The organism is Isoptericola sp. GX10416 (genome assembly GCF_056590155.1).
Genome location: NZ_JBWPVO010000008.1, coordinates 1 through 24,849, shown reverse-complemented (window position 1 = coordinate 24,849; position 24,849 = coordinate 1). Strand labels below are relative to the sequence as shown.

The 24,849-nt window shown below is 74.0% G+C and carries 21 protein-coding genes; 11 read left to right on the top strand and 10 right to left on the bottom strand.

Annotation, left to right across the window (positions count from 1 at the left end; all coding sequences use genetic code 11):
* Nucleotides 1-3: 3 nt before the first annotated feature.
* From ACWAT2_RS12545 to ACWAT2_RS12525, 5 genes are all read right to left on the bottom strand, one after another.
* Nucleotides 4-3,036, bottom strand: a complete 3,033-nt coding sequence (locus ACWAT2_RS12545; protein ID WP_402374258.1) for a sacsin N-terminal ATP-binding-like domain-containing protein — start codon at nucleotides 3,034-3,036, stop codon at nucleotides 4-6.
* Entirely contained in the window at nucleotides 3,033-3,893 is an 861-nt protein-coding gene (locus ACWAT2_RS12540; RefSeq protein ID WP_402374256.1) for a DUF3027 domain-containing protein, read from the bottom strand. Before ACWAT2_RS12540 ends, ACWAT2_RS12545 begins: the two co-directional genes overlap by 4 nt.
* A gap of 13 nt (nucleotides 3,894-3,906) precedes the next feature.
* Complete coding sequence (locus ACWAT2_RS12535) at nucleotides 3,907-4,290, bottom strand: cold-shock protein (RefSeq protein ID WP_402374254.1); 384 nt, start codon at nucleotides 4,288-4,290, stop codon at nucleotides 3,907-3,909.
* A gap of 114 nt (nucleotides 4,291-4,404) precedes the next feature.
* A complete protein-coding gene (locus ACWAT2_RS12530) occupies nucleotides 4,405-5,907 on the bottom strand; it encodes a sugar transferase (protein WP_402374252.1) in 1,503 nt (500 codons plus the stop codon).
* Between the two features lie 160 nt (nucleotides 5,908-6,067).
* Nucleotides 6,068-6,784 carry a TetR-like C-terminal domain-containing protein gene (locus tag ACWAT2_RS12525; RefSeq protein ID WP_402374250.1) on the bottom strand — a complete coding sequence of 239 codons (717 nt, stop codon included), beginning with the start codon at nucleotides 6,782-6,784 and terminating at the stop codon, nucleotides 6,068-6,070.
* Nucleotides 6,785-6,900: 116 nt separating this feature from the next.
* On the opposite strand from ACWAT2_RS12525, the gene ACWAT2_RS12520 reads away from it, so the two are divergent.
* The 4 genes from ACWAT2_RS12520 (at nucleotide 6,901) to ACWAT2_RS12505 (ending at nucleotide 13,186) form a co-directional block, all read left to right on the top strand.
* Nucleotides 6,901-7,818: an NAD-dependent epimerase/dehydratase family protein gene (locus ACWAT2_RS12520; RefSeq protein WP_402374248.1), complete on the top strand. Its 918-nt coding sequence runs from the start codon at nucleotides 6,901-6,903 to the stop codon at nucleotides 7,816-7,818.
* A 95-nt stretch (nucleotides 7,819-7,913) separates the two neighbouring features.
* Entirely contained in the window at nucleotides 7,914-10,250 is a 2,337-nt protein-coding gene (locus ACWAT2_RS12515) for a helicase-associated domain-containing protein (protein ID WP_402374247.1), read from the top strand.
* Nucleotides 10,251-10,373: 123 nt separating this feature from the next.
* On the top strand, nucleotides 10,374-12,053 hold the full coding sequence (locus ACWAT2_RS12510; RefSeq protein ID WP_402374245.1) for a DNA repair helicase XPB: 1,680 nt from the start codon (nucleotides 10,374-10,376) through the stop codon (nucleotides 12,051-12,053).
* A gap of 140 nt (nucleotides 12,054-12,193) precedes the next feature.
* Nucleotides 12,194-13,186 (top strand): TIGR03557 family F420-dependent LLM class oxidoreductase, encoded by a 993-nt coding sequence (locus tag ACWAT2_RS12505; RefSeq protein WP_402374243.1) that lies wholly within the window; start codon nucleotides 12,194-12,196, stop codon nucleotides 13,184-13,186.
* A gap of 10 nt (nucleotides 13,187-13,196) precedes the next feature.
* Here the strand turns inward: ACWAT2_RS12505 and ACWAT2_RS12500 are convergent, their stop codons facing one another.
* The gene (locus ACWAT2_RS12500; RefSeq protein ID WP_402374241.1) at nucleotides 13,197-13,349 is read right to left on the bottom strand and encodes a winged helix-turn-helix transcriptional regulator; all 153 of its coding nucleotides are present in this window, start codon (nucleotides 13,347-13,349) and stop codon (nucleotides 13,197-13,199) included.
* Nucleotides 13,350-13,583: 234 nt separating this feature from the next.
* Here ACWAT2_RS12500 and ACWAT2_RS12495 point away from each other — a divergent pair, with 234 nt between their 5' ends.
* Complete coding sequence (locus ACWAT2_RS12495; protein WP_402374240.1) at nucleotides 13,584-15,704, top strand: TPM domain-containing protein; 2,121 nt, start codon at nucleotides 13,584-13,586, stop codon at nucleotides 15,702-15,704.
* A gap of 88 nt (nucleotides 15,705-15,792) precedes the next feature.
* Nucleotides 15,793-16,530: a PspA/IM30 family protein gene (locus ACWAT2_RS12490; protein ID WP_402374238.1), complete on the top strand. Its 738-nt coding sequence runs from the start codon at nucleotides 15,793-15,795 to the stop codon at nucleotides 16,528-16,530.
* A 105-nt stretch (nucleotides 16,531-16,635) separates the two neighbouring features.
* Here ACWAT2_RS12490 and ACWAT2_RS12485 read toward each other — a convergent pair whose 3' ends face one another.
* Nucleotides 16,636-17,418: a type 1 glutamine amidotransferase gene (locus ACWAT2_RS12485; protein ID WP_402374236.1), complete on the bottom strand. Its 783-nt coding sequence runs from the start codon at nucleotides 17,416-17,418 to the stop codon at nucleotides 16,636-16,638.
* Between the two features lie 80 nt (nucleotides 17,419-17,498).
* On the opposite strand from ACWAT2_RS12485, the gene ACWAT2_RS12480 reads away from it, so the two are divergent.
* Complete coding sequence (locus ACWAT2_RS12480) at nucleotides 17,499-18,128, top strand: NYN domain-containing protein (RefSeq protein ID WP_402374234.1); 630 nt, start codon at nucleotides 17,499-17,501, stop codon at nucleotides 18,126-18,128.
* Between the two features lie 22 nt (nucleotides 18,129-18,150).
* Here ACWAT2_RS12480 and ACWAT2_RS12475 read toward each other — a convergent pair whose 3' ends face one another.
* Nucleotides 18,151-19,521, bottom strand: a complete 1,371-nt coding sequence (locus ACWAT2_RS12475; RefSeq protein WP_402374232.1) for a hypothetical protein — start codon at nucleotides 19,519-19,521, stop codon at nucleotides 18,151-18,153.
* An 88-nt stretch (nucleotides 19,522-19,609) separates the two neighbouring features.
* Between ACWAT2_RS12475 and ACWAT2_RS12470 the strand changes: the two genes are divergently transcribed.
* The 4 genes from ACWAT2_RS12470 (at nucleotide 19,610) to ACWAT2_RS12455 (ending at nucleotide 23,191) form a co-directional block, all read left to right on the top strand.
* Nucleotides 19,610-20,353, top strand: coding sequence for a response regulator transcription factor (locus tag ACWAT2_RS12470; RefSeq protein ID WP_402374230.1), 744 nt, complete (start codon nucleotides 19,610-19,612; stop codon nucleotides 20,351-20,353).
* The gene (locus ACWAT2_RS12465; RefSeq protein WP_402374229.1) at nucleotides 20,350-21,954 is read left to right on the top strand and encodes a sensor histidine kinase; all 1,605 of its coding nucleotides are present in this window, start codon (nucleotides 20,350-20,352) and stop codon (nucleotides 21,952-21,954) included. The genes ACWAT2_RS12470 and ACWAT2_RS12465 overlap by 4 nt, the downstream gene beginning before the upstream one ends.
* A 99-nt stretch (nucleotides 21,955-22,053) precedes the next feature.
* On the top strand, nucleotides 22,054-22,782 hold the full coding sequence (locus ACWAT2_RS12460; protein ID WP_402374227.1) for an HD domain-containing protein: 729 nt from the start codon (nucleotides 22,054-22,056) through the stop codon (nucleotides 22,780-22,782).
* Between the two features lie 121 nt (nucleotides 22,783-22,903).
* On the top strand, nucleotides 22,904-23,191 hold the full coding sequence (locus ACWAT2_RS12455; protein ID WP_402374225.1) for a WXG100 family type VII secretion target: 288 nt from the start codon (nucleotides 22,904-22,906) through the stop codon (nucleotides 23,189-23,191).
* A 90-nt stretch (nucleotides 23,192-23,281) separates the two neighbouring features.
* On the opposite strand, the gene ACWAT2_RS12450 is transcribed toward ACWAT2_RS12455, so the two are convergent.
* Nucleotides 23,282-23,623: a MerR family DNA-binding protein gene (locus ACWAT2_RS12450; protein ID WP_402374223.1), complete on the bottom strand. Its 342-nt coding sequence runs from the start codon at nucleotides 23,621-23,623 to the stop codon at nucleotides 23,282-23,284.
* Between the two features lie 387 nt (nucleotides 23,624-24,010).
* Nucleotides 24,011-24,849: chaperonin GroEL (gene groEL, locus ACWAT2_RS12445; protein WP_480048912.1), on the bottom strand; the 839-nt coding region annotated here is incomplete at its 5' end.

Genomic DNA, 24,849 nt, shown 5'->3' with positions numbered 1-24,849 from the left:
CCGCTACCCCCAGGCGGTCGTCGCCCAGAGCGCCACGGCCCGTTCCGGCTCGGCGAGCACGGCGGCGAGCAGCACGGTGCGGTCCGGGCGCCCGAGCACGTCCGCGAGGCCCGCGGCGAGCCCCGCCGGGGAGGTCGCGTGCACTCGCCCGGTCGCGTCGACCCACCACGGCACGGGCCGGCCGGCCACGGAGAGCCGCTCGTGCTCGAACCACGTGGCCGGCATGCGGTGGTCGAGCACCGCCAGGCGCGGGTTGAGCTCACGCTCTGTACCCGGCATGTCCGGCGCGGGCAGACCGTCCTCCCCCGCCAACGGCAGGTCGAGCAGGTCGGCCAGCGCCTCGGCGTCGGCGGCCGGCGCAGGCAGGACCGCCCCGAGCGCCGCCCAGCGCGCCGTCCCGGCCACCTCGACGTCGTCGGCCCGCTGCACGACGACGTCACTCGCGTCCAGCGCGGGCAGCCGGTCCGGCAGCGGGTCCAGCGCGGACGACCGGTCGGACGGGTCGAGCCGTGCCGACAGTCGCGCCAGCCCTCGCCACACCACGAGGGCGTCGCGCAGCGGCAGGTTCGCGCCCACGGCGGGCAGCCGGTCCAGCGCGGCGGGCCAGTCCGCGGCGTCGAGGTCGGTGAGCGCCTCCACGCCACCGAGCGCCCGCCGCGTCGCGACGTCGAGCCCAGCCAGGTCGCGGGGCGCCGTCGGCAGGAGGGGGACGCCGTCGTGCAGCGCGAAGGGCGCCCCGAAGCGTTCCCGCAACCACCACGCGGTGTACGACGGCGCGGCGGCGCGGCCCGTGCGCACCGGTGCCAGGAGCGCGTGGCGGGCGTCGGGGTCGGAGGAGAGCCGGGACAGGACGCTCGGCCAGGCTTCGTCACCGACGGCGTCGAGGTCGGCGACAGCTACCAGGTCGCCCACGGCCACGCCCGCGCCGAACCGGCCGGCCAGCATGCGCAGGTAGTCCGACCAGCCGGCGAGCCATCCGGACGGGTCGTTCGGGTCCTGGTCGGCGTCGCTGCCCGCACCTTCGAGGTCCGATCCGTCCGGCTCTGGGGTCACGGCGTCCTGCACCGTGTAGACGGCGGGTTCCGTCCGCGCGCCCGCGGCGGCGAGGACCGGGGCGCTGTACCGGGCGACGAACTCGGGCGCGATGGGCGCCAGGCCCGTGAACAGCTCGGCCGCCCACGTGCCCGGCAGCACGGTCTCGCGCAGCGCCACCGTCTCGCCGTCGGCCGTCGGCACGGGCAGCTCGCCGGTCCAGAACGGCACGTCGGTGCCGCCCGCCAGCCGCACGAGGGCGAGCGCATGGCTCACCAGCTCCAGCGCGCCGTCGTCGCTGCCGCCGTCGAGGACGGCCTCGGCCGCGGCGAGGGAGACGTCCCGCACCTCCGGGTCGTGGAGCAACCGGCGCGGGTCGGTCGCGACAGCCCCCGCGCGCAGCAGCAGCGGGTGCGCGGCGTCCGGGTGCACCACGCGCAGGCCGAGGGCTCGCGCCGTCGCCGCGAGGGAGGCCTCGTCTCCGTCGTCCGCGGACTCGGGCAGGACGACGGCGCCCCGGACGCCGGCGACGCGGCCGTCGGCGAGCGGGATGCGCGCCCCGGCGAGTGCCTCGAGGACCCCCGGCTCCGCGGCGTGCGGTTCGAGGGCGGTCAGCAGGGAGTGCCAGCGCGCGGCGGGCAGCCCGGCAGGCAGGTCGTCGACGAGGTCGGCGAGCGACGCGACCGTGGCGCCCAGCGACCGCACCACCGCCTGATGGGCGGCGGGCACGGCGACGAGGCCGGGCAGCACGGGAGCCAAGGCCGTCACGAGCTCCGGGTCCTCGCCGGGTGTGCCCGTGACCACGACGGCGTCCACCGGCGCGACGCCGCCGTCCAGGACGGGAGTGGTGCGCAGGGCGTCGACAGCCGCGGAACGGATCGCGGCGTCCAGCTCGGAGGCGGGCAGCCCGGTGGGGACCAGGCCGAGCACGTCGGTCTCTCCGGTACGGGCGACGTCACCCAGCAGGGCCGCGTACTCCCGGCCGGCGGCCACGGCGAGCCGCTCGGTCGCGGCGCAGGGCAGCACGTGGCGCCGGCTCGCGTCCACGGGAAACGTGGCCAGCAGCACCGCCGGGAGGTCCAGGCCCACGTCCGTGGGGGTGGGCGCGTGCAGGACGCGACGCCGCGGCGCGTCCGGGGTGCCGCCGTCGGGCACCAGAGCCCAGGTGAGCGACCAGTCGAGGCGCCGGTGCTCGCGCGGCAGGTCCGCGACGTCGACCTCCGCGAACCGCCCCGTCGCCGTCCGTTGTGGGCGCGATTCCTGGCCCGATATGCGGCGTTCCTCCGCATCCTCGACCCCAGAATTCGCGCCCACAACGGTCAGGGTGACGGAGTCGAGGGCGGGGAACGCGAGCAGCAGGACGTCGTCCACCTCGTCGAGCTGGGCACGCACCGACGCCAGCGACGCGTCGTCGCGCAGCGTCACCTCCACGACCGTGTCGTGCTCCGCGTCGGCGGGCAGCGCGGCCGCCTCCACCGGCAGGCGCAGGACCGGCAGGTCGTCCCCGCGGTCCGCGACGTCCGCCGAGAGCCGGTCCGAGCCCGGGCGGCCGTCCGCCAGCACCTTGTCGAGGACCTCGCGCGTGGCCGCCGTCGAGAAGCGCACCCCGCCGGACCGCGACCGCACCGTGACGTCGTCCGACACCGCGCGCACCGCGGCGAAACCTACGCCGAAGCGGCCCACCTGGCCTGGTCCCGCTTTCGCCGAGGCACGCAGGGAGGCGAGCGACGCCACCCCGTCGGCGTCCAGGGCAGCACCCGTGTTGGCCACCACGAGGCGGCGGGCGGCGGGATCGAGGCGGACGAGGGCGTGGCCCCGCACACCGGCACGAGCGGCGGCGTCGGCCGCGTTCTGCAGCAGCTCGACGACGACACGGTCGCGGTAGTGGCCGCGGGCGTGGTCCTCCTCCGAGTTCGCGTCCTCACGGAAGCGGGTGGCGGACCCGAGCCACGCCTCCGCGACCGCGTGCCGCAGCGCGGCGGTCCCGAAGACGTCTTCCGTCACGCGATCCCAGCACCTTTCGGCTCCTCGGTGCCGCCCGACGACGGCTCCGGTGTCGCGGCACCGGCACCTGGCAGCTCGACCCGCTCGATCGACGACTCGTCGATCATCGGGGCCGGTGCCGGCCAGTCGCTCGGGCGGCTGCTCACGTCGGTCTCCGAGTGCGCCCCGCAGCCGTGGTCCAGCGAGACCACCTTGCCGTCGTCCGGCGACCACTCGTTGGCGCACACCCCGAAGAGCTGGCCCAGGGGACCCTGCAGCGGCACGAGGAACGCGCAGGACGTGCACTCCTTCGCCGAGGCGACAGCACCCGGTGCCGTCGGGCCGCGCGAACCGCGGTACCAGCGCTCCGCCGCCTCGTCCCGGCCCTGCGGGGAGAGCACCCGCTGGCGGGCCAGGGCGAGCTCGTCGATCGCGACCTCGTCCAGCTCCGCGTCGCCCGTGGGCGTCCAGCCGGGCTCCAGCCGCGGGTCGTCCGGCCGGAACGGGAGCGTGTCCCCCGGCCGCACGTCACCCGGTCGCAGCCGTTCCGACCACGGCACCCACTCCGGGGCGAGGATCGCCTCGTCCCCCGGCAGCAGCTCCACCTCGCACACCGTGGCGTTGCGGCCGCGCGGCACGCGGGCCAGCGTCACCGTCCAGTGCCAGCCGCGGTAGCCCTTCATGCCGGCCGCGAACCGGTGCGACATGAGCCGCTCACCCTCGGCGTGGGTACCGAGGTGCTCACCGACGTCGTCCGGTGAGGAGGCGACGTCCAGCGCCGCGGCGCGTGCCTGTTCGACCGCGCCCAGCAGGACGGCGTCGTTCTTGGCCCGCGAGCTCACGCGGCGTGCCCTCACGGGCGCGTCGGCGTTTGCCATGATCGTCTCGCTCTCAGGAATCGAGGTTGTCGGCGACGGCACGGAGCATCGTGGCGACGCGCTTGCCGGCCTCGCCCTCCGGATACTTGCCGCGCTTGAGCTGGTCGCCCGTGCGGTCGAGCACCCGGATGAGGTCCTCCACGATGCCCGCCAGCTCTGACGGCGGCCGGCGCTTGGCCCGGACCACCGACGGCTGCGGGTCCAGCAGCTTCACCGACAGGGCGGAAGGGCCGCGTCGCCCGTCCGCCACGCCGAAGTCCACCCGGGCGCCGGGCTTCGGGCTCTGCGCGTCCTCGGGCAGCGCGGAGGCGTGCAGGAACACCTCACCGCCGTCGTCGTTGGCGATGAAGCCGAATCCACGCTCCGCGTCGTACCACTTGACCTTGCCGGTTGGCACCTGGACCTCTTCGTGCTCGTCGTTCTTCACAGCTGTTCGGCCAGAGGGGCCGAGGCAGTGTCCCAGGGTACCGGGAAGTTGGGCGCCGGCTCGTCGCAGGACCTCTCGACAACCTCAGTAGGCGCCCTGGGCGGCCAGCACCACCTTGGCCGTGCGGGCCAGGATCAGCAGGTCACCGAACGGGGTCCAGTTCTCCGCGTAGTAGACGTCCAGGCGGACGGCCTCCTCCCACGGCAGGTCCGAACGACCTCCCACCTGCCACAGCCCGGTGATCCCGGGCTTGACGAGGAGCCGACGGCGCATGCGGGCCTCGTAGCGGCTGACCTCCTGCGGCAGCGGCGGCCGCGGCCCCACGAGGGACATCTGCCCGGCCAGCACGTTGAAGAGCTGTGGCAGCTCGTCCAGGGAGTAGCGGCGCAGCATCCTGCCGGCACGGGTGACGCGCGGGTCGTCGTGGCGCTTGAAGAGCACGCCTGTCCCGTCGTGCTCCGAGCCGAGGACGGCCTCCTCCTGGTCCGCCCCGACGCGCATCGTGCGGAACTTCAGCATCGGGAACGTCTGCCCGCCGCGGCCGACCCGGAGCTGGCTGTAGAACACCGGCCCCCGGCTCGTCGTCGCGACGACCAGCGCCACGGTCACGAGCACCGGCAGCACCACGAGCGTGATGAGGGCCGCGCCGATCCAGTCCATGATCGTCTTGGCCACGTACTTGGGGCCCGCGAACCGCGGCGCGTCGACGTGCAGCAGCGAGACGGACTGCTCGGGGGTCACGGTGATGCGCGGGCCGGCGACGTCGGCCAGCTCGGCCATGAGCATGAGGTCGACACCCACCGGCTCGAGCTCCCACCCGAGGCGGCGCACGGCCTCCGCCGTCATCCGGTCGGAGCCCGCCACGGCGACGCAGTCCGCGCCCACCTGGGCCGCGATCGTCGCCGCCCCGTCGAGGTCGGCCAGCACCGGGACGCCGAGCACCTCCTCGCCCGTGCGCGCCTCGGTCGTCGGGGTGCACACCCCGACCACCCGGTATCCGGACGGCCGTTCGTTGAGCTCGCGGATGAGGCGCTCGGTCTGGTCGCGCAGCCCGACGGCGAGGACCGACGTCGTCGACTCCCCCCGGGCGCGGCGACGGCGCAGCCAGCCGCGCCACTGCCAGCGGCCCACCAGCAGGAACACCAGCCCGAGCGGGAACGCGACGAGCAGGTAGGTGCGCAGGCCCGGCCAGGAGAGGACGAAGGCGCCCAGCGCGAGGACGGCGAAGAGGCGCAGGGTCGCGTCGAAGATCCGCTCGAACTCCTGCGGGCCCGAGGCGAAGAGGCGGACGTCGTAGCCACGGCTCAGCGCGATCGACACCGGCCACACCGCCGTGACGACCACGATGAAGACGATCTGGTCCGCGCGGAGGCCGTGCGCGGGCGGCCAGGTGCCGTCGAGGTTGTTGCCCATGACCGCCAGGAACGTCGCCATCGCCACCAGCACGGCGTCGGTCAGCATCAGCCGACGGCGGTACGCCGTCTGCCAGCTCCCGGCGCGGAACGCTGCACGGACCTCCCGGAGGCGCGCGGCGCGCACCCCGGCGAGCGCTCGGCGCGTTCGCTGCTGGACGTCGGTGATGGACACGGTGGGTTCTCCTCGAGACGACGCTTTCTGTCATGACTCTAGGAGCGGAGAACCGATTCGATGTGCTTTTCCGGAGCCCTTTCACCCCGTCTTTCACCCACTGTTCCCGGGGCAGCGTTTTCCCCTGTCACACGCAGTTTCACCCGGGTGAGAACGCGTGCTAGAGGCCGATGCCGAGGTCCGCGGCCAGTCGCAGGGCGACGACGTCGAACCACGCCTCGGGGTCGCTCACCGTGTTGACCAGGTGACCGAACATCTCGAAGGAGACCGTTCCCAGCACGGTGGTCCAGGCCATGAGGGTGCGCACGACCAGCTCGGGCGGCGCGTCCGTGATCAGGCCGCGCGCCGCGAGGAAGTCCCGCGCACCGGCCACGAGGTCCGTCAGGTCAGCCTGCGCCGTCGGGCTGAGCGGCGGGACGGTGCCGCCGTCGTGCGCGTCGGCCACGACCCTGACCAGGACCAGGACGAGGCGCGTCGCCGGGTCGATCGTGTCGGGCGGGGCGGCGTACCCGGGCACCGGGGTGCCGTAGAGCAGCCGGAACTCGCCGGGGTGCGCCACCGACCACGTGCGCACGGCGCGGCACGCGACGAGCCACCGCGTGGTGACGTCGGAGCGCTCGGCGACGGCGGCCTCCGCGTCCTCGACGGCGGCACCGAGCTCGTCGTAGCACTCGACGATGAGCGCGGTCAGCAGAGCGTCCCGGTTCTCGACGTACCGGTAGACCGCGGAGGAGACCATGCCGACGTCGCGGGCGACGGCGCGCAGCGACAGGGCCGCGGGGCCGTCGGCCGCGAGGCGGGCGCGGGCGGCCGCGAGGATCTCCTGGGTGATGGTCTCGCGGGCGAGCGCCCTGGCCGTGCGCGGCGTGCTGGTCACGTCTCACATCCTCGCACGGATCGGTGCTCACTACCGAGAGCGCCGCTCTTGCCAAGTCCGTGGCGCCGGAGGCATACTCGAAACGAGAGCACCGTTCACAACAAGGAGCACTGATCATGGATCGTCATCTCGTCGTCGGTGCCGGGCCTGTGGGCCGCCAGGTCGCCGCCCTGCTCGCCGGTCGCGGCTCGCACGTCACCGTCGCCACCCGTTCCGGGCGCAGCACCGGGGTCGGCGGCGTGGAGCACCTCACGCTCGACGCCGCCGACCCCGACGCGCTGACCCGCGCCACCGAGCACGCCGCCGTCCTCTACAACTGCGCCAACCCCACCGACTACACCCGGTGGGAGACCGTGTGGCCGCCCCTCGCCGCGTCGCTGCAGACCGCCGCCGAGCGCACCGGCGCCGTCTACGCCATCACCGGCACCCTCTACCCGTACGGCCCCGTCGACGGCCCCATGACCGAGGGCCTCCCCGACGCCGCCACCGACCACAAGGGCCGCCTGCGCACCCGGCTGTGGGCCGACGCGCGCGCCGCGCACGACGCCGGCCGGCTGCGCGCCGTCGAGGTGCGCGGCTCCGACTACATGGGCCCCGGCGTCGGGCAGAACGGCCACGTCTCGCGCGTGGTCCCGGCCGCCCTGCGCGGCCGCCGCGCCATGATGATGGGCCGCACCGACCTGCCGCACACCTTCACCGACGTGCGCGACGTCGCACGCACCCTCGTCGCGGCCGCCGACGACGCCGACGCCCACGGGCGCATCTGGCACGTACCCAGCAACCCGCCCGTCACCCAGGCACAGGCGCTGACCGACGTCCTCGCGACCGTCGGCCGGCCGCCCGTGCCCGTCTCGTCGCTGCGCGGCCCCGCCTGGACCGTCGCCGCCGCCTTCTCGCCCCTGCTGCGCGAGCTGCGCCAGCTCCGCTACCAGTGGGAGGCGCCGTACCTCCTCGACTCCCGGGCGGCGCAGGAGCGGTTCGGCATCGCCCCGACACCGTGGGACGAGGTCTGCCGCGCGACCGCCCGGCCCTGACCGGACCGCCCTGACGCGACGGCCCTGACCGAGCCCTGGCCGCCCGGACTACCCGGGTCGCGAGACGTCCAGGGACCCGGCGTAGCATCGTGCAGATGGTCGGCAGCTTCACCGAATGGGTGCGCAACCGCTCCGACGACGAGCTCCTCGAGCTGCTCGCCGCGCGGCCCGATCTCGGCACCCCCGCCCCTTCCACGCTCCGCTCGCTCGCCGCCCGCGCCGCGAGCCGGACGAGCCTCGACCGCGCCCTGAGCCACCTCGACGCGGGCACGCTGCAGGTCCTCGAGTCGCTGCTCGCGCTGTCCGAAGGCACCCCGGTCCGGCCCGACCAGGTCGCGGCCGCGATCGGCGCGCCCGAGGGGGGTACCGCCGTCGGGCACATGCTGGACGGTGCCCGCACCGCCGCGCTGGTCTGGGACGACGAGGACGGCGTGCTGCCCACGCCCGGGCTGGAGGACGTGCTCGGCCCCTACCCCGCCGGGCTCGGGCCCGCGCGCGAGGACCGACGGCCCGCACCGGCAGACCTCCCGCCGGGCGCGCAGCCGATCCTGGACGCGCTCGCCTGGGGGCCGCCCGTCGGCGTCGTGCCCCCGGCGGGCACCGGTCCGCGCCGCGCCGTCGACGCCCTGGTGGAGGCAGGGCTGCTCCTCCGCACCGACGCGCGGCACGTGGTGCTCCCCCGCGACGTCGGGCTGTCGCTGCGCGGCGGGCGCACGCACCGCACCCCCGACCTGGACCCGCCCCGCCCCGACGGCCGCGGCGTGCCGACCGCAGGAGCGGACGCCGAGGCCGCGACGGCCGCCCTGGAGATCGTGCGACAGGTCGCCCGGCTCATCACCTCCTGGGAGGACGCCCCGCCGTCCGTGCTGCGCGCCGGCGGGCTCGGCGTGCGCGACCTGCGCCGCACCGCCCTGCTGCTGGACACCGACGAGCCCACGGCGGCGTTCGTCGTGGAGCTGGCCGCGAGCGCCGGGCTCGTGGGAGACGACGGCGAGGCGCCGGCGTCGTTTGTGCCGACGGTCCGGGCGGACGCCTGGGAGGAGGCCGACGACGCCGACCGGTGGGCGGAGCTCGTGACGGCCTGGACGGGGTCGCGGCGCACGCCGTGGCAGGTGGGCTCGCGCGACGAGAAGGGCACGCTGCGTGCGCCGCTGTCCCCCGACCTGCACCGGCCGTGGGTGGCTCGCCTGCGTGCGGCGGTGCTCGACGTGCTGGCCGCCCAGCCGGGCACGGCGCTCGGGCCCGAGGAGGTGATGACGGTGCTGCGGTGGCGCTCTCCGCGGGCGGTGCCCGCCGAGGCGGCGCTGGCCGGGCTGCTGCGCGAGGCGGCGCTGCTCGGCGTGACGGGGGCGGGTGCCCTGTCGTCGCCCGGTCACGTCGTCGCGAGCGGTGCCGAGGACGGCGGCCCGGCTCTCCTGGCCGAGGCGTTGCGCCGCGCGCTGCCCGCCGAGGTCGACGAGGTCCTGCTCCAGGGCGACCTCACCGGCATCGTGCCCGGGCGTCCCTCCCTCGCCCTCTCGCGGCTGCTGGACCAGTCGGCCGACTACGAGTCCCGCGGGGCGGCCACCACCGTGCGCTTCTCGACCGGGTCGGTCACGCGCGCGCTGGACCACGGCCGCAGCGGCGAGGACCTCCTGGCCGAGCTCGCCGGGCGCTCCCCCGTGCCCGTCCCGCAACCCCTCGAGTACCTGGTCAAGGACACCGCCCGGCGGCACGAGGCGGTCCGGGTCGGCTCCGCCACCTCGTACGTGCGCGCCGCCGACCCGGCCGCGCTGGCCGGCCTGGCCGAGGACGGCCGGCTCGCCTCCTTGGGGCTGGTGCGGCTGGCACCCACGGTCCTGGCGTCGTCCGCGCCCGCCGCCGAGCTGCACGAGACGCTGCGCCGGTACGGCCTGCTCTCCGGCCTGGAGGGTCCGGACGGTCGGCCGCTCGGCCCCGTGCGTCGCACGGTGCGGCTCGACCGCGCGGCGTGGTCCCGCCGCCCCTCGGCCCCCGTCCGGGACACCTCCGCGGACGCCCGCGCCGCCGTGATCGCCCGCCTGCGCCGGGCGGCGTCCGGCACCGAGGCAGCCGGGACCGCTGGCGCAGGTTCAGGTCCTGCGGCGCCCGGTTCCGCGGGGCGCAGCACCGCGCCCGACGGCGGCACCCCGGTGCGGGTGAGCGCCGCGGACCGCGACGGGCCGCCCGTGACGAGTGCCGCCGTCGGGCACGGGACCAGCGAGCCGGGCGACGCCCTGGCCCTGCTGCACGACGCGCTGCGCGACGGGCGCACCGTGCGCGTCGAGATGGTGGGCCCCGCGGGTGCCCTGCAGCAGCGCGACCTCAAGCCGATGCGGCTGGAGGGCGGGCGCCTGCGGGCGCTCGACCCGCAGCGCGAGGCCGAGCTGACCATCGCGGTGCACCGCATCGCGTCGGTCGAACCGATCGACTGACGCCGAGGTGGTAACGCTCACCCCGAGGTAGTAGTGACCTGTCCGACACCCCACACTGAGGGGCGGAACACCCACGGACCGCCCGGCGTTGGCACCCTGGACACCCCCACCGGAAGGACCCGCATGCCCGACGGCCCCCTCATCGTCCAGAGCGACAAGTCGATCCTGCTGGAGGTCGACCACCCGCAGTCCGGCGACGCACGCCGCGCCATCGCGCCGTTCGCCGAGCTGGAGCGCGCCCCGGAGCACGTGCACACCTACCGGCTGACCAACCTCGGCCTCTGGAACGCGCGCGCCGCCGGGCACGACGCCGAGCAGGTCGTCGACACGCTGATGGCGTACTCGCGCTACCCCGTGCCGCACGCGCTGCTCGTCGACGTCGCCGAGACGATGGGCCGCTACGGCCGCCTCACCCTGGCCTCGCACCCCGTGCACGGGCTGGTGCTGGAGTCCACCGACGCCGCCGTGCTCGCCGAGGTGCTCAAGTCCAAGCGCAGCTCCGGGCTCGTGGGCGAGCGGATCGACGACACGACGGTCGCGGTGCACCCCTCCCAGCGCGGCAACCTCAAGCAGGCGCTGGTCAAGCTCGGCTGGCCGGCCGAGGACCTCGCCGGGTACGTCGACGGCGAGAAGCACGCCATCACGCTGTCGCCGACGACGACACCCGTCTACCCGGGCGAGGACGCCGCCACGTGGGAGCCGCGGCCGTACCAGGCGCAGGCCGTCGACGGGTTCTGGCACGGCGGCTCCGGCGTCGTCGTGTTGCCCTGCGGCGCCGGCAAGACGATCGTCGGCGCGGGCGCGATGGCGAAGTCCGGGACGACCACGCTGATCCTCGTCACCAACACCGTCTCCGCACGGCAGTGGCGCGACGAGCTGATCCGCCGCACCTCGCTGACCGAGGACGAGATCGGCGAGTACTCGGGCTCGCGCAAGGAGGTCAAGCCGGTCACGATCGCGACGTACCAGGTACTGACGACCAAGCGGAAGGGCGTGTACACGCACCTCGAGCTGCTCGACGCCCGCGACTGGGGCCTCGTCGTGTACGACGAGGTGCACCTGCTGCCCGCGCCCATCTTCCGCATGACAGCGGAGCTGCAGGCACGCCGTCGGCTCGGCCTCACCGCCACCCTGGTGCGCGAGGACGGTCGGGAGGACGAGGTGTTCTCCCTCATCGGGCCCAAGCGGTACGACGCCCCGTGGAAGGACATCGAGCAGCAGGGCTACATCGCCCCGGCCGACTGCGTCGAGGTGCGCCTGACCCTGCCCGAGCACGAGCGGATGGTCTACGCCACGGCCGAACCGGAGGACAAGTACCGCCTCGCGGCGTGCGCCCCGGGGAAGAACCGCGTGGTGGAGCGGCTCGTCGCACAGCACCCGGACGACCAGGTGCTCATCATCGGTCAGTACATCGACCAGCTCGAGGAGCTGGCCGGGCACCTGGACGCGCCGTTGATCACCGGCGCGACGACGGTCCGCGAGCGCCAGAAGCTGTTCGGCGCGTTCCGGTCCGGCGAGATCTCCCGGCTGGTGGTGTCGAAGGTCGCCAACTTCTCGATCGACCTGCCCGAGGCGTCCGTGGCGATCCAGGTCTCGGGGTCGTTCGGGTCCCGGCAGGAGGAGGCGCAGCGCCTCGGACGGGTGATGCGGCCCAAGCAGGACGGCCGGACGGCGCACTTCTACGCCGTCGTCGCCCGCGACACCGTGGACCAGGACTTCGCGGCGCACCGTCAGCGGTTCCTGGCGGAGCAGGGCTACGCCTACCGCATCGTCGACGCCGAGGAGCTGGACGGAGTGAAGTAGAGGGTGGGGGCCGAGGAACGAGGTACCCGCCCGGCACGGAACGCAGTCCGGCTCCGCGAAGATACCGAGGAGCTGGGCGGAGTGAAGTAGAGGGTGGGGGCCGAGGTGCGGGCAGCGCGCATCGGCCGCACGGTGATCGGGTGACCAGATTCGGATACACCCTGATGACCGAGCAGTCCGGTCCGCGGAGCCTCGTCGACTATGCGGTCCGGGCTGAGGACGCCGGCTTCGAGTTCGAGGTGATGAGCGACCACTACTTCCCGTGGCTCGACTCCCAGGGCCACTCGCCGTACGCGTGGAGCCTGCTGGGCGCCGTCTCGCAGGTGACGCAGCACGTCGGGCTCATGTCGTACGTGACGTGCCCGACGCTGCGCTACCACCCCGCCGTCGTCGCCCAGAAGGCTGCGACGGTGGGGCTGCTGTCGCAGGGCCGCTTCACGCTGGGCCTGGGGGCGGGCGAGAACCTCAACGAGCACGTCGTGGGCGCCGGCTGGCCTGCCGTGGACGAGCGGCACGAGATGCTCGGTGAGGCGGTCCAGATCATCGCGGCGCTGTTCGAGGGCAACCTGCTGAGCTTTCGCGGCGACCACTTCCAGGTGGACTCGGCGCGGTTGTGGGACCTGCCGGACGAGCCCGTGGAGATCGGCGTCGCCGTCTCCGGGGAGCAGTCGGTGGACAACTTCGCGACGCTGGCGGACCACCTGATCTCCACCGAGCCGAAGCCGGGCATGCTGCAGCAGTGGGATGCCGCGCGCACGGACGCCGACCTGCCGGCGTCCCGCAAGATCGCGCAGATGCCGATCTCGTGGGACCTGGACACCGACGCCGCGGTGGAGCGGGCCCACGACCAGTTCCGCTGGTTCGGCCTCGGCTGGCCGGTGAACGCCAACCTGCCCACCACGGAGGCGTTCGACCACGCCAGCGCGTTCGTGCGGCCGGAGGACGTCGCGGAGTCGATCCCCTGCGGGCCGGACCTGGACGCGATCGTCGAGGCGGCGTCCGCCTTCTGGGAGGCCGGGTACACCGACCTGGCGCTGCACCAGATCGGCGACGCCAAGCAGGAGGAGTTCCTCGACACGGCGGCCGGGCCGTTGCTGGAGAAGCTCCGCGCGGCCGCGCCCACGACGGACTGACTGCCGAGCGTCAGGGCGCGGTGACGGCCTTGCCCTGACGCACGGAGCTGATCTGCGCCATGCGTTCTTCGCCCCAGTCGCCGAGCGGACGCAGCGCGCGTTCCAGCGCGGCGCCGTCGTCGGTGAGGCTGTAGACGACCTTGGGCGGCACCTGGTCGTGCACGTCGCGGCGCACGACGCCGTCGCGCTCGAGCTCGCGGAGCTGCTGGGCGGCGGCGACTCCTGGTCGCGCGTCGTGGACGTGCTGCGCGGGACGGTCCGCACATCCGCGGCATAGCCCCGCGGCGGTGCGCCCGGCCGACGGCGGCGAACGTCACCCGCCCCGCGATTGCGCCGTGCCCCCGCGCGCGGAACGATGCAGACCGTGATCCCGTCTACCCAGGCCACACGCCGACGAGTGGCACTCGCCCCTCGGACGCTGCTGCTCGCGGTCGCGCTGCCGGTGCTGCTCGCCCTCACCGCCCCCGCCGCGCACGCCGAGTCGCCCCTGCGGGAGCTGGACGGCGACGTGACGGACGTGGCGGGCGTGCTCAGCGAGGACGACGTCACCGAGGTCCAGGGGGCCCTGGACTCGCTCGCCCAGGAGAGCCCCTACCAGCTCTTCGTCGTCTACGTGGAGACCTTCGACGGCGTCGACGGGCGGGGGTGGGCGGACGCGACGGCCACCAACGCGCAGCTCGGCCCCGACGACCTGCTCCTCGCCGTCGCCACCGAGGACCGCCTGTACGGGCTGAGCTGGGACAACAACATCGACCTCTCGGAAGAGCAGCTCGACGCGATCCGCGACGCCACCGTCGACGAGCTCCGCGACGACGACTGGGCCGGCGCCACGGTCGCCGCCGTCGACACCACCCTGGCGGTCACCGGCTCCGGTGGCGCCGCGACCACCGGCAGCGCGGACGACGGCGGCTCCTCCGGCGGGTTCTCGGTGCCCGGGCCGCTGCTGGTCGGCGGGATCGCCGTCGTCGCCGCCGGGGGCGTCTACCTGTGGTCCCGCTCGCGGCGGGACACCGACCTGACGCGCCGAGGTGCCGCAGCGGCCGCCGCGCGCACCGGGGCCGGCGGACCCGACCCCGACCCGCTCGCCAACCTCACCACCGAGGAGCTCGCACAACGGGCCGGCAGCGCCCTGGTCTCCGTCGACGACGCGATCAAGACCTCCGAGCAGGAGCTCGGCTTCGCGCAGGCCGAGTTCGGGATCGAGGCGACGCGCGAGTTCACCGCTGCCCTCGAGCAGGCCCGCGCGGACGTCGCCGAGGCGTTCCGGCTGCGCCAGGGGCTCGAGGAGAGCGTGCCGGTCGGCGGCTCGCTGGGCGACGCGCCGTCGGACGCCGCCCGGCAGCGCGCCGTGCTCGCCGACGTCGTCCGGCGCTGCCAGGCCGCGGCCGCCACCCTGGACGCCCAGGCCGACTCGTTCGACGACCTGCGCCGGTTGCAGTCGCGGGCGCCGCAGGTGCTCGACGAGACCGAGCAGCGTGCCGTTGAGATCGAGGGGCGGATCGAGGTCGCCCGCAGCACGCTCGCCGGGCTCACCGCCACCTACCCCGCCTCGGCGCTGGCCTCCGTGCGCGACAACCCGGACCAGGCGGCCGCCCTCGTCGCCAACGCCCGCGAGGCCGTCGCCGCGGGCCGGACCGCCGTCCAGAAGCGCAAGAAGGCCGTCGCGGTCGCGGACGCGCGGGCCGCGCAGAACGCCCTCGGCCAGGCGGTGACGCTCCTCGACGCCGTGGCGAGCGCGGGCGACGACCTCGCCTCCGCCGCGACGAACCTCGACAAGGGCATCGCCTCGATCACGCAGGACATCGTCGACGCCGAGCGCCTCGCGTCCGGCGACCCGGCCGTGCAGGGCGCCGCCGCCGAGGCCCGGTCCGCCGCCGAGCAGGCCCGCAGCGCCCGCGAGGGCGGCGACCCGCTGGCCGCGCTCGCCCGGCTCACCTCCGCGGAGGCCGCGCTCGACACCGCTCTCGCCCCGGCCCGGCAGCAGGCCGAGTCCGACGCCCGCGCCAAGGCGCTGCTGCGCGACGTCCTCGGCCGGGTCGAGTCCCAGCTCCGCGCCACGCAGAGCTATGTGACCACCCGTCGCGGCGCCGTCGGGCCGGACGCCCGCACCCGGCTGGCCGAGGCCGAGCGCCTCGCCGCCGAGGCCCGCACGTTGCAGGCCACCGACCAGCACGCGGCGCTCGCTGCGGCGCAGCAGGCCGAACGGTACGTCCAGCAGGCGACCCAGATGGCGCAGACCGACACCTCCGGCTGGGACATGCGGCACGGCGGACCGGGCGGGTTCGCCGGTTCCGGTCGCAGCGCCCCGAACATGGGCGGCATGATCCTCGGAGGGATCGTCCTCGACTCCGTCCTGCGCGGTTCGGGCCGCGGCCGACGGCGGGGCGGACGCTACGGAGGCGGGTTCGGCGGAGGATTCGGTGGCGGCTTCGGAGGGCCGCGCGGCGGTTCCCGTGGCGGGTTCGGCGGAGGATTCGGTGGGGGCGGCGGCCGGGGCGGCGCCGGTGGCCGCTTCTGACGTCGAGCCTCCGGGAACCTCGGAGCCCCCGCCGTCGTCCTAGTCATCAACATCAACATCCGGGCAGCACGGACCAGAAGGGCACGTCATGACGCAGAAGCAGAGCATCCTCGGGCGCATCAGCCAGCTCGCGAAGGCAAACATCAACGCGATGCTGGACCGTGCCGAGGACCCGGCCAAGATGATCGACCAGCTCATCCGCGACTACACGAACAACATCGCGGAGGCCGAGCAGGCGATCGCCCAGACGATCGGCAACCTGCGGCTCGCCGAGCAGGACTACCACGAGGACGTGCAGTCCGTGCAGGAGTGGGGCGCCAAGGCGCTGGCCGCCTCCCGCAAGGCCGACGAGCGGCGCAGCGCGGGCGACACCGCGAACGCCGACAAGTTCGACCAGCTCGCCAAGGTGGCGCTGCGCAAGCAGCTCGACGCCGAGAACGAGGTCAAGTCGGCCCAGCCGATGATCGAGCAGCAGCAGGTCACGGTCGAGAAGCTGAAGACCGGTCTCGCCCAGATGAAGGACCGGCTCGTGGAGCTGAAGTCCAAGCGCGACCAGCTCGTCGCCCGCCAGAAGGCCGCCGTGGCGCAGCAGACCGTGCAGGGCGCGATCAGCTCGATCAACATCATGGACCCGACCAGCGAGCTCTCGCGGTTCGAGGAGGCGGTGCGTCGCGAGGAGGCGCAGGCCATGGGCCAGGCGGAGATCGCGGCGTCGTCGCTGGAGTCGCAGTTCTCCGAGCTGGAGGGGTCGATGGAGGACCTCGAGCTGGAGGCGCGCCTCGCAGCCCTGAAGTCGGGCACCCCGCAGAACCAGATCGAGTCCTGACCTCCCACTCCCCGCCCCCCCTCAGCGCTGTGGGTGCACGACACGCCGTCGTCGGATGGAGTCCGACGGCGTGTCGTGCACCCACAGCGCGTGGGGGGAAGCCGATCAGGCGACCGCGGGTGCGGCACGACGCCCGACGGCGGCACGCACCTGCTCGAGGAACGCCCCGGCGAGCAGGTCCGCGGTGCGTGCCAGACCGTCGTCGTGCGCCGTCACCTGGGCGTGGACGGCGGCGGTGTCGACGTCGACCTCACCGAGGGCCCAGCGCACGGCCAGGGACGGGCTCGCCTCCGGGTGGAACTGCACGCCGAGCGCGGAGCCCCAGCGGAACGCCTGGTAGGGGTACGTGTCGGACCACCCGAGCCACTGCGCTCCGGCGGGCAGCTCGATGATCGCGTCGGAGTGCATCGAGACCGCAGGCGTCACGCAGCCGGGCGCCTCGACGTCGTCGGCGCACGTCGCCCCGGCGGCACGGACGAGCGGCGCGAGGACCGGGTCCTCCAGCGCCTGGGCGCGCCAGTGCACGTCGACGACGCCGGCCTCCCGCCCAGGCGGCGCGGCGACCTGCACCGCTCCGCCCCCGGCGACGGCGAGGAGCTGGGCACCCAGGCAGATCCCGAGCGTGGGCAGCCCGTCGACGGCCGCGCGCGCCAGCAGGTCGCGCACCGCGGGCAGCCAGGGCGCTGCGGCGTCGTCGTAGGCGTGCATCTGCCCGCCCAGGACGATCAGGCCGTCGCCGCACTCCTCGAGCGACGGCACGGGATCTCCGGCGAAGAGCCGCACGACGCGGGCAGCCGGGAACGTCCGGACGAACCGGTCGAGCGGCACGTCGGAGCCGTGCTGCAGGACGGTCACCTGCGGGTGGTCGGAGCTGGAGAAGTCGGGCACGGCCGCTGAGATTACTCCGACCCGCCGCTGCGGTCCATGCCCGTCCACCGCGGCGCCGCCGTCCCGCGTACCCTGGGCGCATGGTCTCCCCCTTCTCCGCGCCGACCGCATCGCCTGCGCCGGCACCGACCCCGGCGTCGCCGAACGAGCCGACCCGCACCACGTACCTCCTGGTCGACGGCGAGAACATCGACGCCACGCTCGGCATGAACGTGCTGAACCGCCGCCCCAACCCCGAGGAGCGGCCGCGCTGGGACCGGATCACCAAGTTCGCGAGCAAGGTGTGGGGCTCCGACGTCGTCCCGCTGTTCTTCCTCAACGCGACCAGCGGCCAGATGCCGATGTCGTTCGTCCAGGCGCTGCTCGCGATGGGCTACCGGCCCATCCCGCTGGCGGCGAAGGGCGACGAGAAGGTCGTCGACCTCGGTATCCAGCGCACCCTCGAGGCGATCGCGGGGCGCGACGGCGACGTCCTGCTCGCCAGCCACGACGGCGACTTCCTGCCGCAGGTCGAGCGTCTCCTGGCCGACCACGGGCGGCGGGTCGGTCTGCTGGCCTTCCGCGAGTTCGTCAACGGCCAGCTCACCTCGCTGACCGAGGACGGGCTCGAGATCTTCGACCTGGAGGGCGACGTCGACGCCTTCACCAGCCCGCTGCCGCGCGTCCGGATCATCCCGATCGACGAGTTCGACCCGCTGCGCTACCTCTGACGCGCGGCACCACCTCCGACGTTCAGGGGGCGGGCGCCGACCGGCGCTCGCCCGGGACGTCGGCGATGCGCTGCGCGACCGAGATGCCCACGAGGCAGACCGCGAGGAACAGCCCGACCAGCACGAGCCCGACCCAGCTGAAGCCCGTCAGGACGACGCCCAGGACGGCCACGGCCACCACCACGACCCTGAGGGCGTCGGCGTGCCCGGCGACCCGGCGCGAGATCCCGGCGGCCTCGCCGTCCGTGGCGCGCAACCACGGCCAGCGGTCCCCGGCCCGACGCAGCCAGGCCGGTCGGCCGAGCAGCACGGCGACGACTGCGCCCACGGCGGCGACGATCCCGATCAGCCAGAAGATCTCGTGCAGGTCGGCCGCGACGGCGTCGAACAGCACTGTCGCGACCCGCTCCCCGTCGGTCGTCCGCGCGGCGTCCACCACGAGGTCGCGCAGCCGTGCCACCAGCGCGGCGGCGATCATCAGGCCCGCCACGACGCCGATCCCGAGCTGGACGGTGACCCGGCGCCGGGCCGGGGCGACCGCCACGGTCACGACGACGAGCAGCACGGTCAGCGCCACCAGGACCCAGACGGCACGGTCCACCGTGGTGACGGTGCCCTGGACCAGGTCGAAGGTCTCCCGGTCGAGGAGCGCCACCTGGCCGAACCCGTCAGGAAGCCGGGTGCCGAGCGCCGCTCCGAGCTGCGCCCGGGCGTCGGGTGCCCGCTCCACGAGGGCGTCGGGCAGCGTGACCCCGGGCAGCATGTCGCCGACGCTCCCGAGGGCCTCCCGCAGCGCCTCCGCGATCAGCGGCGTCGTGTCCAGCACGACGGCGTCGTCGGTCAGGTACACGTCCGGGTGGTCCGCGCCGTCGGCCCGGGCGACGCCGATGGCCGCCCGGTGCGCCCGCTCGACGAGCTGCGGCAGCCGATCGTGGAACGCCTCGGAGTCGACGAGCCGGTGGACCAGCGTCTCCACGCGCTCCTCGAACCGGTCGGCCACCACGGGTGCGAGCGTGGCGAGGGTGAGTCGGTCGACGCGCGTGCTCAACGCCTCGAGCAGCGGGCCGGGCTCGGCGTCCAGCTGCTCGACCAGCGCGAGCGCCATCATCTCGTCGAGCTCGGTGAGCCGCGTGGCGGCGCGGGCGTCGAGGTCGAGGGCCAGCAGCGTCTGCTCGGTCACGTGGTCCGCGAGCGCGTCGTAGAACGCCGGGTCGTCCAGCACCGGCGTGACGGCGTCCATGAAGTCGTCGGTGTCGAGCACCGTGCGGTGCGCCCACACCGCCACGGTCGAGGCGACGACCAGGAGCGTGGTCACGACGACCAGTACCGCCGCGACCCATCGGCGCACGACGCGGCCGCCCGGACGGGCAGGCAGGATCGCGACAGCAGTCACACCCGCATCCTGAAGGCAGGAGGGTCGCCCCGCGACTCGTACGCCGCGCATTCAGGAAACCTTCAGGGATCGGGAGCACACTGAACCCATGGCCGCCACCACCGACACCCCGGAGGCACGGCTCGTCGTCGTCGACGACGAGCCGAACATCCGCGAGCTGCTCTCCACGTCCCTGCGCTTCGCCGGCTTCCAGGTGCATGCCGCGGCTGACGGCGCCAGCGCGCTCGAGCTCGTCCGCGACACCGAGCCGGACCTCGTCGTGCTGGACGTCATGCTGCCCGACATGGACGGCTTCACCGTCACCCGCCGGATGCGCGCCACCGGCCGGCACACCCCCGTGCTGTTCCTCACCGCCCGCGACGACACCCAGGACAAGATCCAGGGCCTGACCGTCGGCGGAGACGACTACGTCACCAAACCGTTCAGCCTCGAGGAGGTCGTCGCCCGCATCCGCGCCGTGCTGAGACGCACCGCCGGAGGCGAGCCGGACGACGACGCCGTCGTGCGCGTGGGCGACCTCGAGCTCGACGAGGACAGCCACGAGGTGCACCGCGCCGGCGTCGAGCTCGAGCTCTCCCCCACCGAGTTCAAGCTGCTGCGGTACCTCATGCTCAACGCCGGCCGCGTGCTCTCCAAGGCCCAGATCCTCGACCACGTGTGGCAGTACGACTGGGGCGGCGACGCGAACATCGTCGAGTCGTACATCTCCTACCTGCGCCGCAAGATCGACCACGTCACGATCACCGGGCCGGACGGCGCGGACGTCGAGCTGCCCCCGCTCATCCACACCAAGCGTGGCGTCGGATACCTCTTGCGCGCACAGCAGCGATGACCTTCCGCGACCGGCCCGACAGCACCGAGCCGACGTTCGCCGCACCAGCAGCCCCCGGGGCGCCGAGCGTTGCGGAGGGACCGCCGTCGGGCACGGACGTTCCCGGGCCGACGGCGGAGGTCCCGCCGGGCGCACCGGACGAGCAGCACTGGGGCTGGTTCGCGCAGGTGCCGCTGCGGGTGCGGCTGGTGGCGATCCTCGTGCTGCTGCTGGGCGCCGGGATGATCATCGCCGGCCTCACGACGCGCACCGTCGTGTCGAACTACCTGGTCGACCAGCTCGACACCCAGCTCAAGCAGTCGGCACAGGGCGTGGCCCGCATGACGGCGCTGAACCCGGCCGAGGGCAGCCAGCACATCCCCAGCGAGTACGCCGTCACCCTGCGCAGCTGCAACGGGCTCGACGGCGGCCCGGCAGGCTGGACCGCGACGCTCGATCGGTTCGGCGAGCCGCAGATCCCCGACGAGTCGCTGACCGCCGTCGTGGACCGCGGCCTCGAGCCGTTCACCGTCGACTCGGAGGGCGGCTCCGACCCGACGACGTGGCGCGTCGTGTCCATCCCCTGCAGCCAGACGCAGGACAGTCCCGTCGAGGGCGCCGCGTACGTCGCCCTGCCCATGGCCGCGGTCGACAAGACGACCGCCTACCTGTCGAGCTCGCTGCTCTGGTCGGGCATCGGGATCGTCGTGCTCGGCGGCGCGCTCGCGTTCTGGCTGATGCAGCACTCGCTGCGCCCGCTGCGCCGCATCGAGGCCACCGCCGCCGCGATCGCGGAGGGCGACCTGTCGCGCCGCGTGCCCGAGCAGCCGCCCTCGACGGAGGTCGGCTCGCTGTCGCACTCGCTCAACGCGATGCTCACGCAGATCGAGTCGGCGTTCGCCGTGCAGGAGGCCTCCGAGCAGCGGATGCGGCGCTTCGTGTCGGATGCGAGCCACGAGCTGCGCACGCCGCTCGCCACGGTGCGCGGCTACGGCGAGCTGTACCGGATGGGCGCACTCGACACGGACGAGAAGGTCGAGGACACGATGGTGCGCATCGAGGACTCGGCCCGCCGGATGGGCACGCTCGTCAACGACCTGCTCGTCCTCGCGCGCCTCGACGAGGGACGGCCCATGCGGCACGAGGTCGTCGACCTCGCGGCGCTCGCCCACGAGACCGCGCAGGACCTGCACGCGCTCGACCCGACGCGCACCGTCTCGGTGACGGGGCTGGGGGGCGAGGCCCCGCCGTCGGCCCTGCGCACCGTCGGTGACGCGGACCGGCTGCGGCAGGTCCTGACCAACCTCGTGGGGAACGTCGCCCGGCACACGCCGGCCGGGTCGCCCACCGAGCTCGCGCTCGGGACCGTGGCGGACGGCGTCGTGGTCGAGGTGCGCGACCACGGGCCCGGGGTCTCCCCGGAGCAGGCCAGGCGGGTCTTCGAGCGGTTCTACCGCGCCGACTCCTCGCGCAACCGCGAGTCGGGCGGGTCCGGGCTGGGCCTGGCGATCGTCGCCGCGATCCTCGGTGCGCACGGCGGTTCCGCCTCCGTGGTCGAGACGCCGGGCGGCGGCTTGACCGTGCGGGTTCTCCTTCCGGCTGCCGGCGGCTACGCTGCGTGACGGCCCGGTCAGCGGGCCGTCGGGGACCCGAGTGTCGGTCGACGGTCGTAGGCTGACAGGGAGACAAGGAACGATCTCCGAGCAAAGGTCTTGATAGCGATGGGCGTCCCCAGCGCCGGCGCGCCGCAGTGGTTCCTCTCGGCGTTCGTCCGCACCTGTCGGGGGGCGGGCGCCACGGAGCCCGAGGAATCGATCCGCGCGGTGGGCGAAGAGCTCATCGAACGGTGGTCCGGGCCTGGCCGCCACTTCCACAACCTGCGCCATCTCGCCGCCGTCCTGCACCGGGTCGACGAGCTCGCTCACGAGACCCACGAGCCCGACCTCGTCCGCCTCGCCGCCTGGTACCACGGCGCCGTCTTCGACGCGGACCGCAAGGTCGCCTACGCGACGCGCGGCGGGGAGCAGACCACCCTCAGCGCCGAGCTCGCGCGCACCCAGCTCGTGGAGATCGGCGTGCCCGTGGAGTCGGCGGACCGCGTCGGGGAGCTGGTCGACACGCTCGCCCGGCACAAGGCCGCCCCCGGCGACTTCGACTCCGCGGTGCTCAACGACGCCGACCTGGGCATGCTCGCCGCCGAGCCCCAGCGCTACAAGGAGTACGTCGGGGAGATCCGCGCCGAGTACGCTCACATCCCGCTGCCGGACTACCTCGACGCGCGGATCAAGGTCTTGACCAAGCTGCTGGGGCGACCGAACCTCTACGTGAGCCCGCTCGGGGCGACCTGGGAGGAGCCGGCGCGGCAGAACCTCGACGCCGAGCTGCACCGCCTGGCCAAGGAGCGCCGCAAGCTGGGCGAGGAGGCGACGGCTGGCCCGTCGCCGAGGTAGTGCCGCTCGCGTCGAGGTAGTTCGTCGTCCACAGGCTGTGGACGACGGCGGCGCGCAGCGCACGCTGCGACCTACCGTCGTGCTCAGCCCGGTCCACCGGGACGACGACGGAGGAGACAGCATGCGGTACGAGGTCGACAGCGAGCGGGTGGCGCAGGCGAGCGCCGCGGTGAACGGGTCTGTAGGGGCCATCCGGGCTGAGGTCGGGGCGATGATGCGCCATCTGCAGGATCTGCAGTCGAGCTGGCACGGCAGCGCCGCGACGTCGTTCGCGGGTGTCATGGCGCAGTGGCAGTCCGCCCAGGCGCAGGTCGAGACGGCGCTCGACTCCGTCACGGCGGCACTGCAGTCCGCATCGACCACCTATGCGGACGCGGAGAGCCAGGCAGCCCGCCTCTTCGCCCGCTGACCCCTTCCAGTTGTGGGCGCGATTTCTGGCCCGTTTTGCCCCTTTTGCAGAACATTCAGGGCCAGAAATCGCGCCCACAACCTCGGGTGATCAGGCGAGGGCGCCCACGACCGGGCGCGGAACGGCCGGGTCGAGCCGCTGCGCCGCGAGGACGTCCCCGAGCGCCGTCCGCATCCTGCGCAGGTCGGCGATGCGCTCGTCGATCTCGGCCAGCTTCTCCCGGCCGCGGACACGCATCTCGGACGTCACGCGGATTCCTGAGCGGGCGTCGTCCGACATCTCGACGAGAGCGCCCAGCTCGCTCAGCCGGAACCCGAGCTCCTGCCCGCGCCGCAGGGACCGGAGACGCCGGACGTCCTCTTCCGTCGGCCGCCAGAGCCGCACGAGCGCCCACACCGTCACCAGGCTGCCCACGAGACTGGCGAACAGCACGACGTAGACGTTCGACGGGGCCGGTGCGACGCCGTCGAACCCCAGACCGGTATGGGCCCCGGCGAGCCCGGTCAGGACGAGGGCGGCCGTCCAGGGCAGCGCGAGCGGGGCCGTGACGAGCAGGTCGAAGGGGGCGGAGAGCCGCAGATGCGCAGTGCGCCGGTTCGGGTCATGCGCTCACCCTCACCCCTGCACCCCGGTGCAGGGTCAAGCGTTGTGGGCGCGATTTCTGGGCCGTAAATACTGAGATCTCGGGCATAACGGGCCAGAAATCGCGCCCACAACTCCACGACATGAGAACGGCGGCCGGTCGGCCCGGGAGCAAGCTCCCCGGACGACCGGCCGCCGTCATGCATGGCGCGGGCTAGCGCGCCGAGCGAGCGTGGATCAGAAGCCCATGCCGCCCATGTCGCCCATGCCGCCACCGTCACCGGCCGGGGCCCCGGCGGGCTCCGGCTTGTCGGCGACGACCGCCTCGGTGGTGAGGAACAGCGCGGCGATCGACGCGGCGTTCTGCAGCGCGGAACGCGTGACCTTGACCGGGTCGTTGACGCCCGCGGCCAGCAGGTCCTCGTACTCACCGGTCGCGGCGTTGAGGCCGTGACCCGGCGTGAGACCGCGAACCTTCTCCGCCACGACGCCGCCCTCGAGGCCGGCGTTGATGGCGATCTGCTTCAGCGGGGACGAGATCGCCGCGTTGACGATCTGCGCACCGGTCGCCTCGTCGCCCTCGAGCTCGAGCTTCGCGAACGCTGCGGCACCGGCCTGCAGGAGCGCGACGCCACCACCGGCGACGATGCCCTCCTCGACGGCGGCCTTGGCGTTGCGCACGGCGTCCTCGATGCGGTGCTTGCGCTCCTTGAGCTCCACCTCGGTGGCCGCACCGGCCTTGATGACGGCGACGCCGCCGGCCAGCTTGGCGAGGCGCTCCTGCAGCTTCTCGCGGTCGTAGTCCGAGTCCGACTTCTCGATCTCGGAACGGATCTGCTGCACGCGACCGGCGATGAGGTCGGCGTCGCCGGTGCCCTCGACGATCGTGGTCTCGTCCTTGGTGACGACGACCTTGCGGGCCTGACCGAGCTCCTCGAGCGTGGCGTTCTCCAGCTTGAGGCCGACGGTCTCGGTGATGACCTGGCCACCGGTGAGCACCGCGATGTCCTGCAGCATGGCCTTGCGGCGGTCGCCGAAGCCCGGGGCCTTGACGGCGACGGACTTGAAGGTGCCGC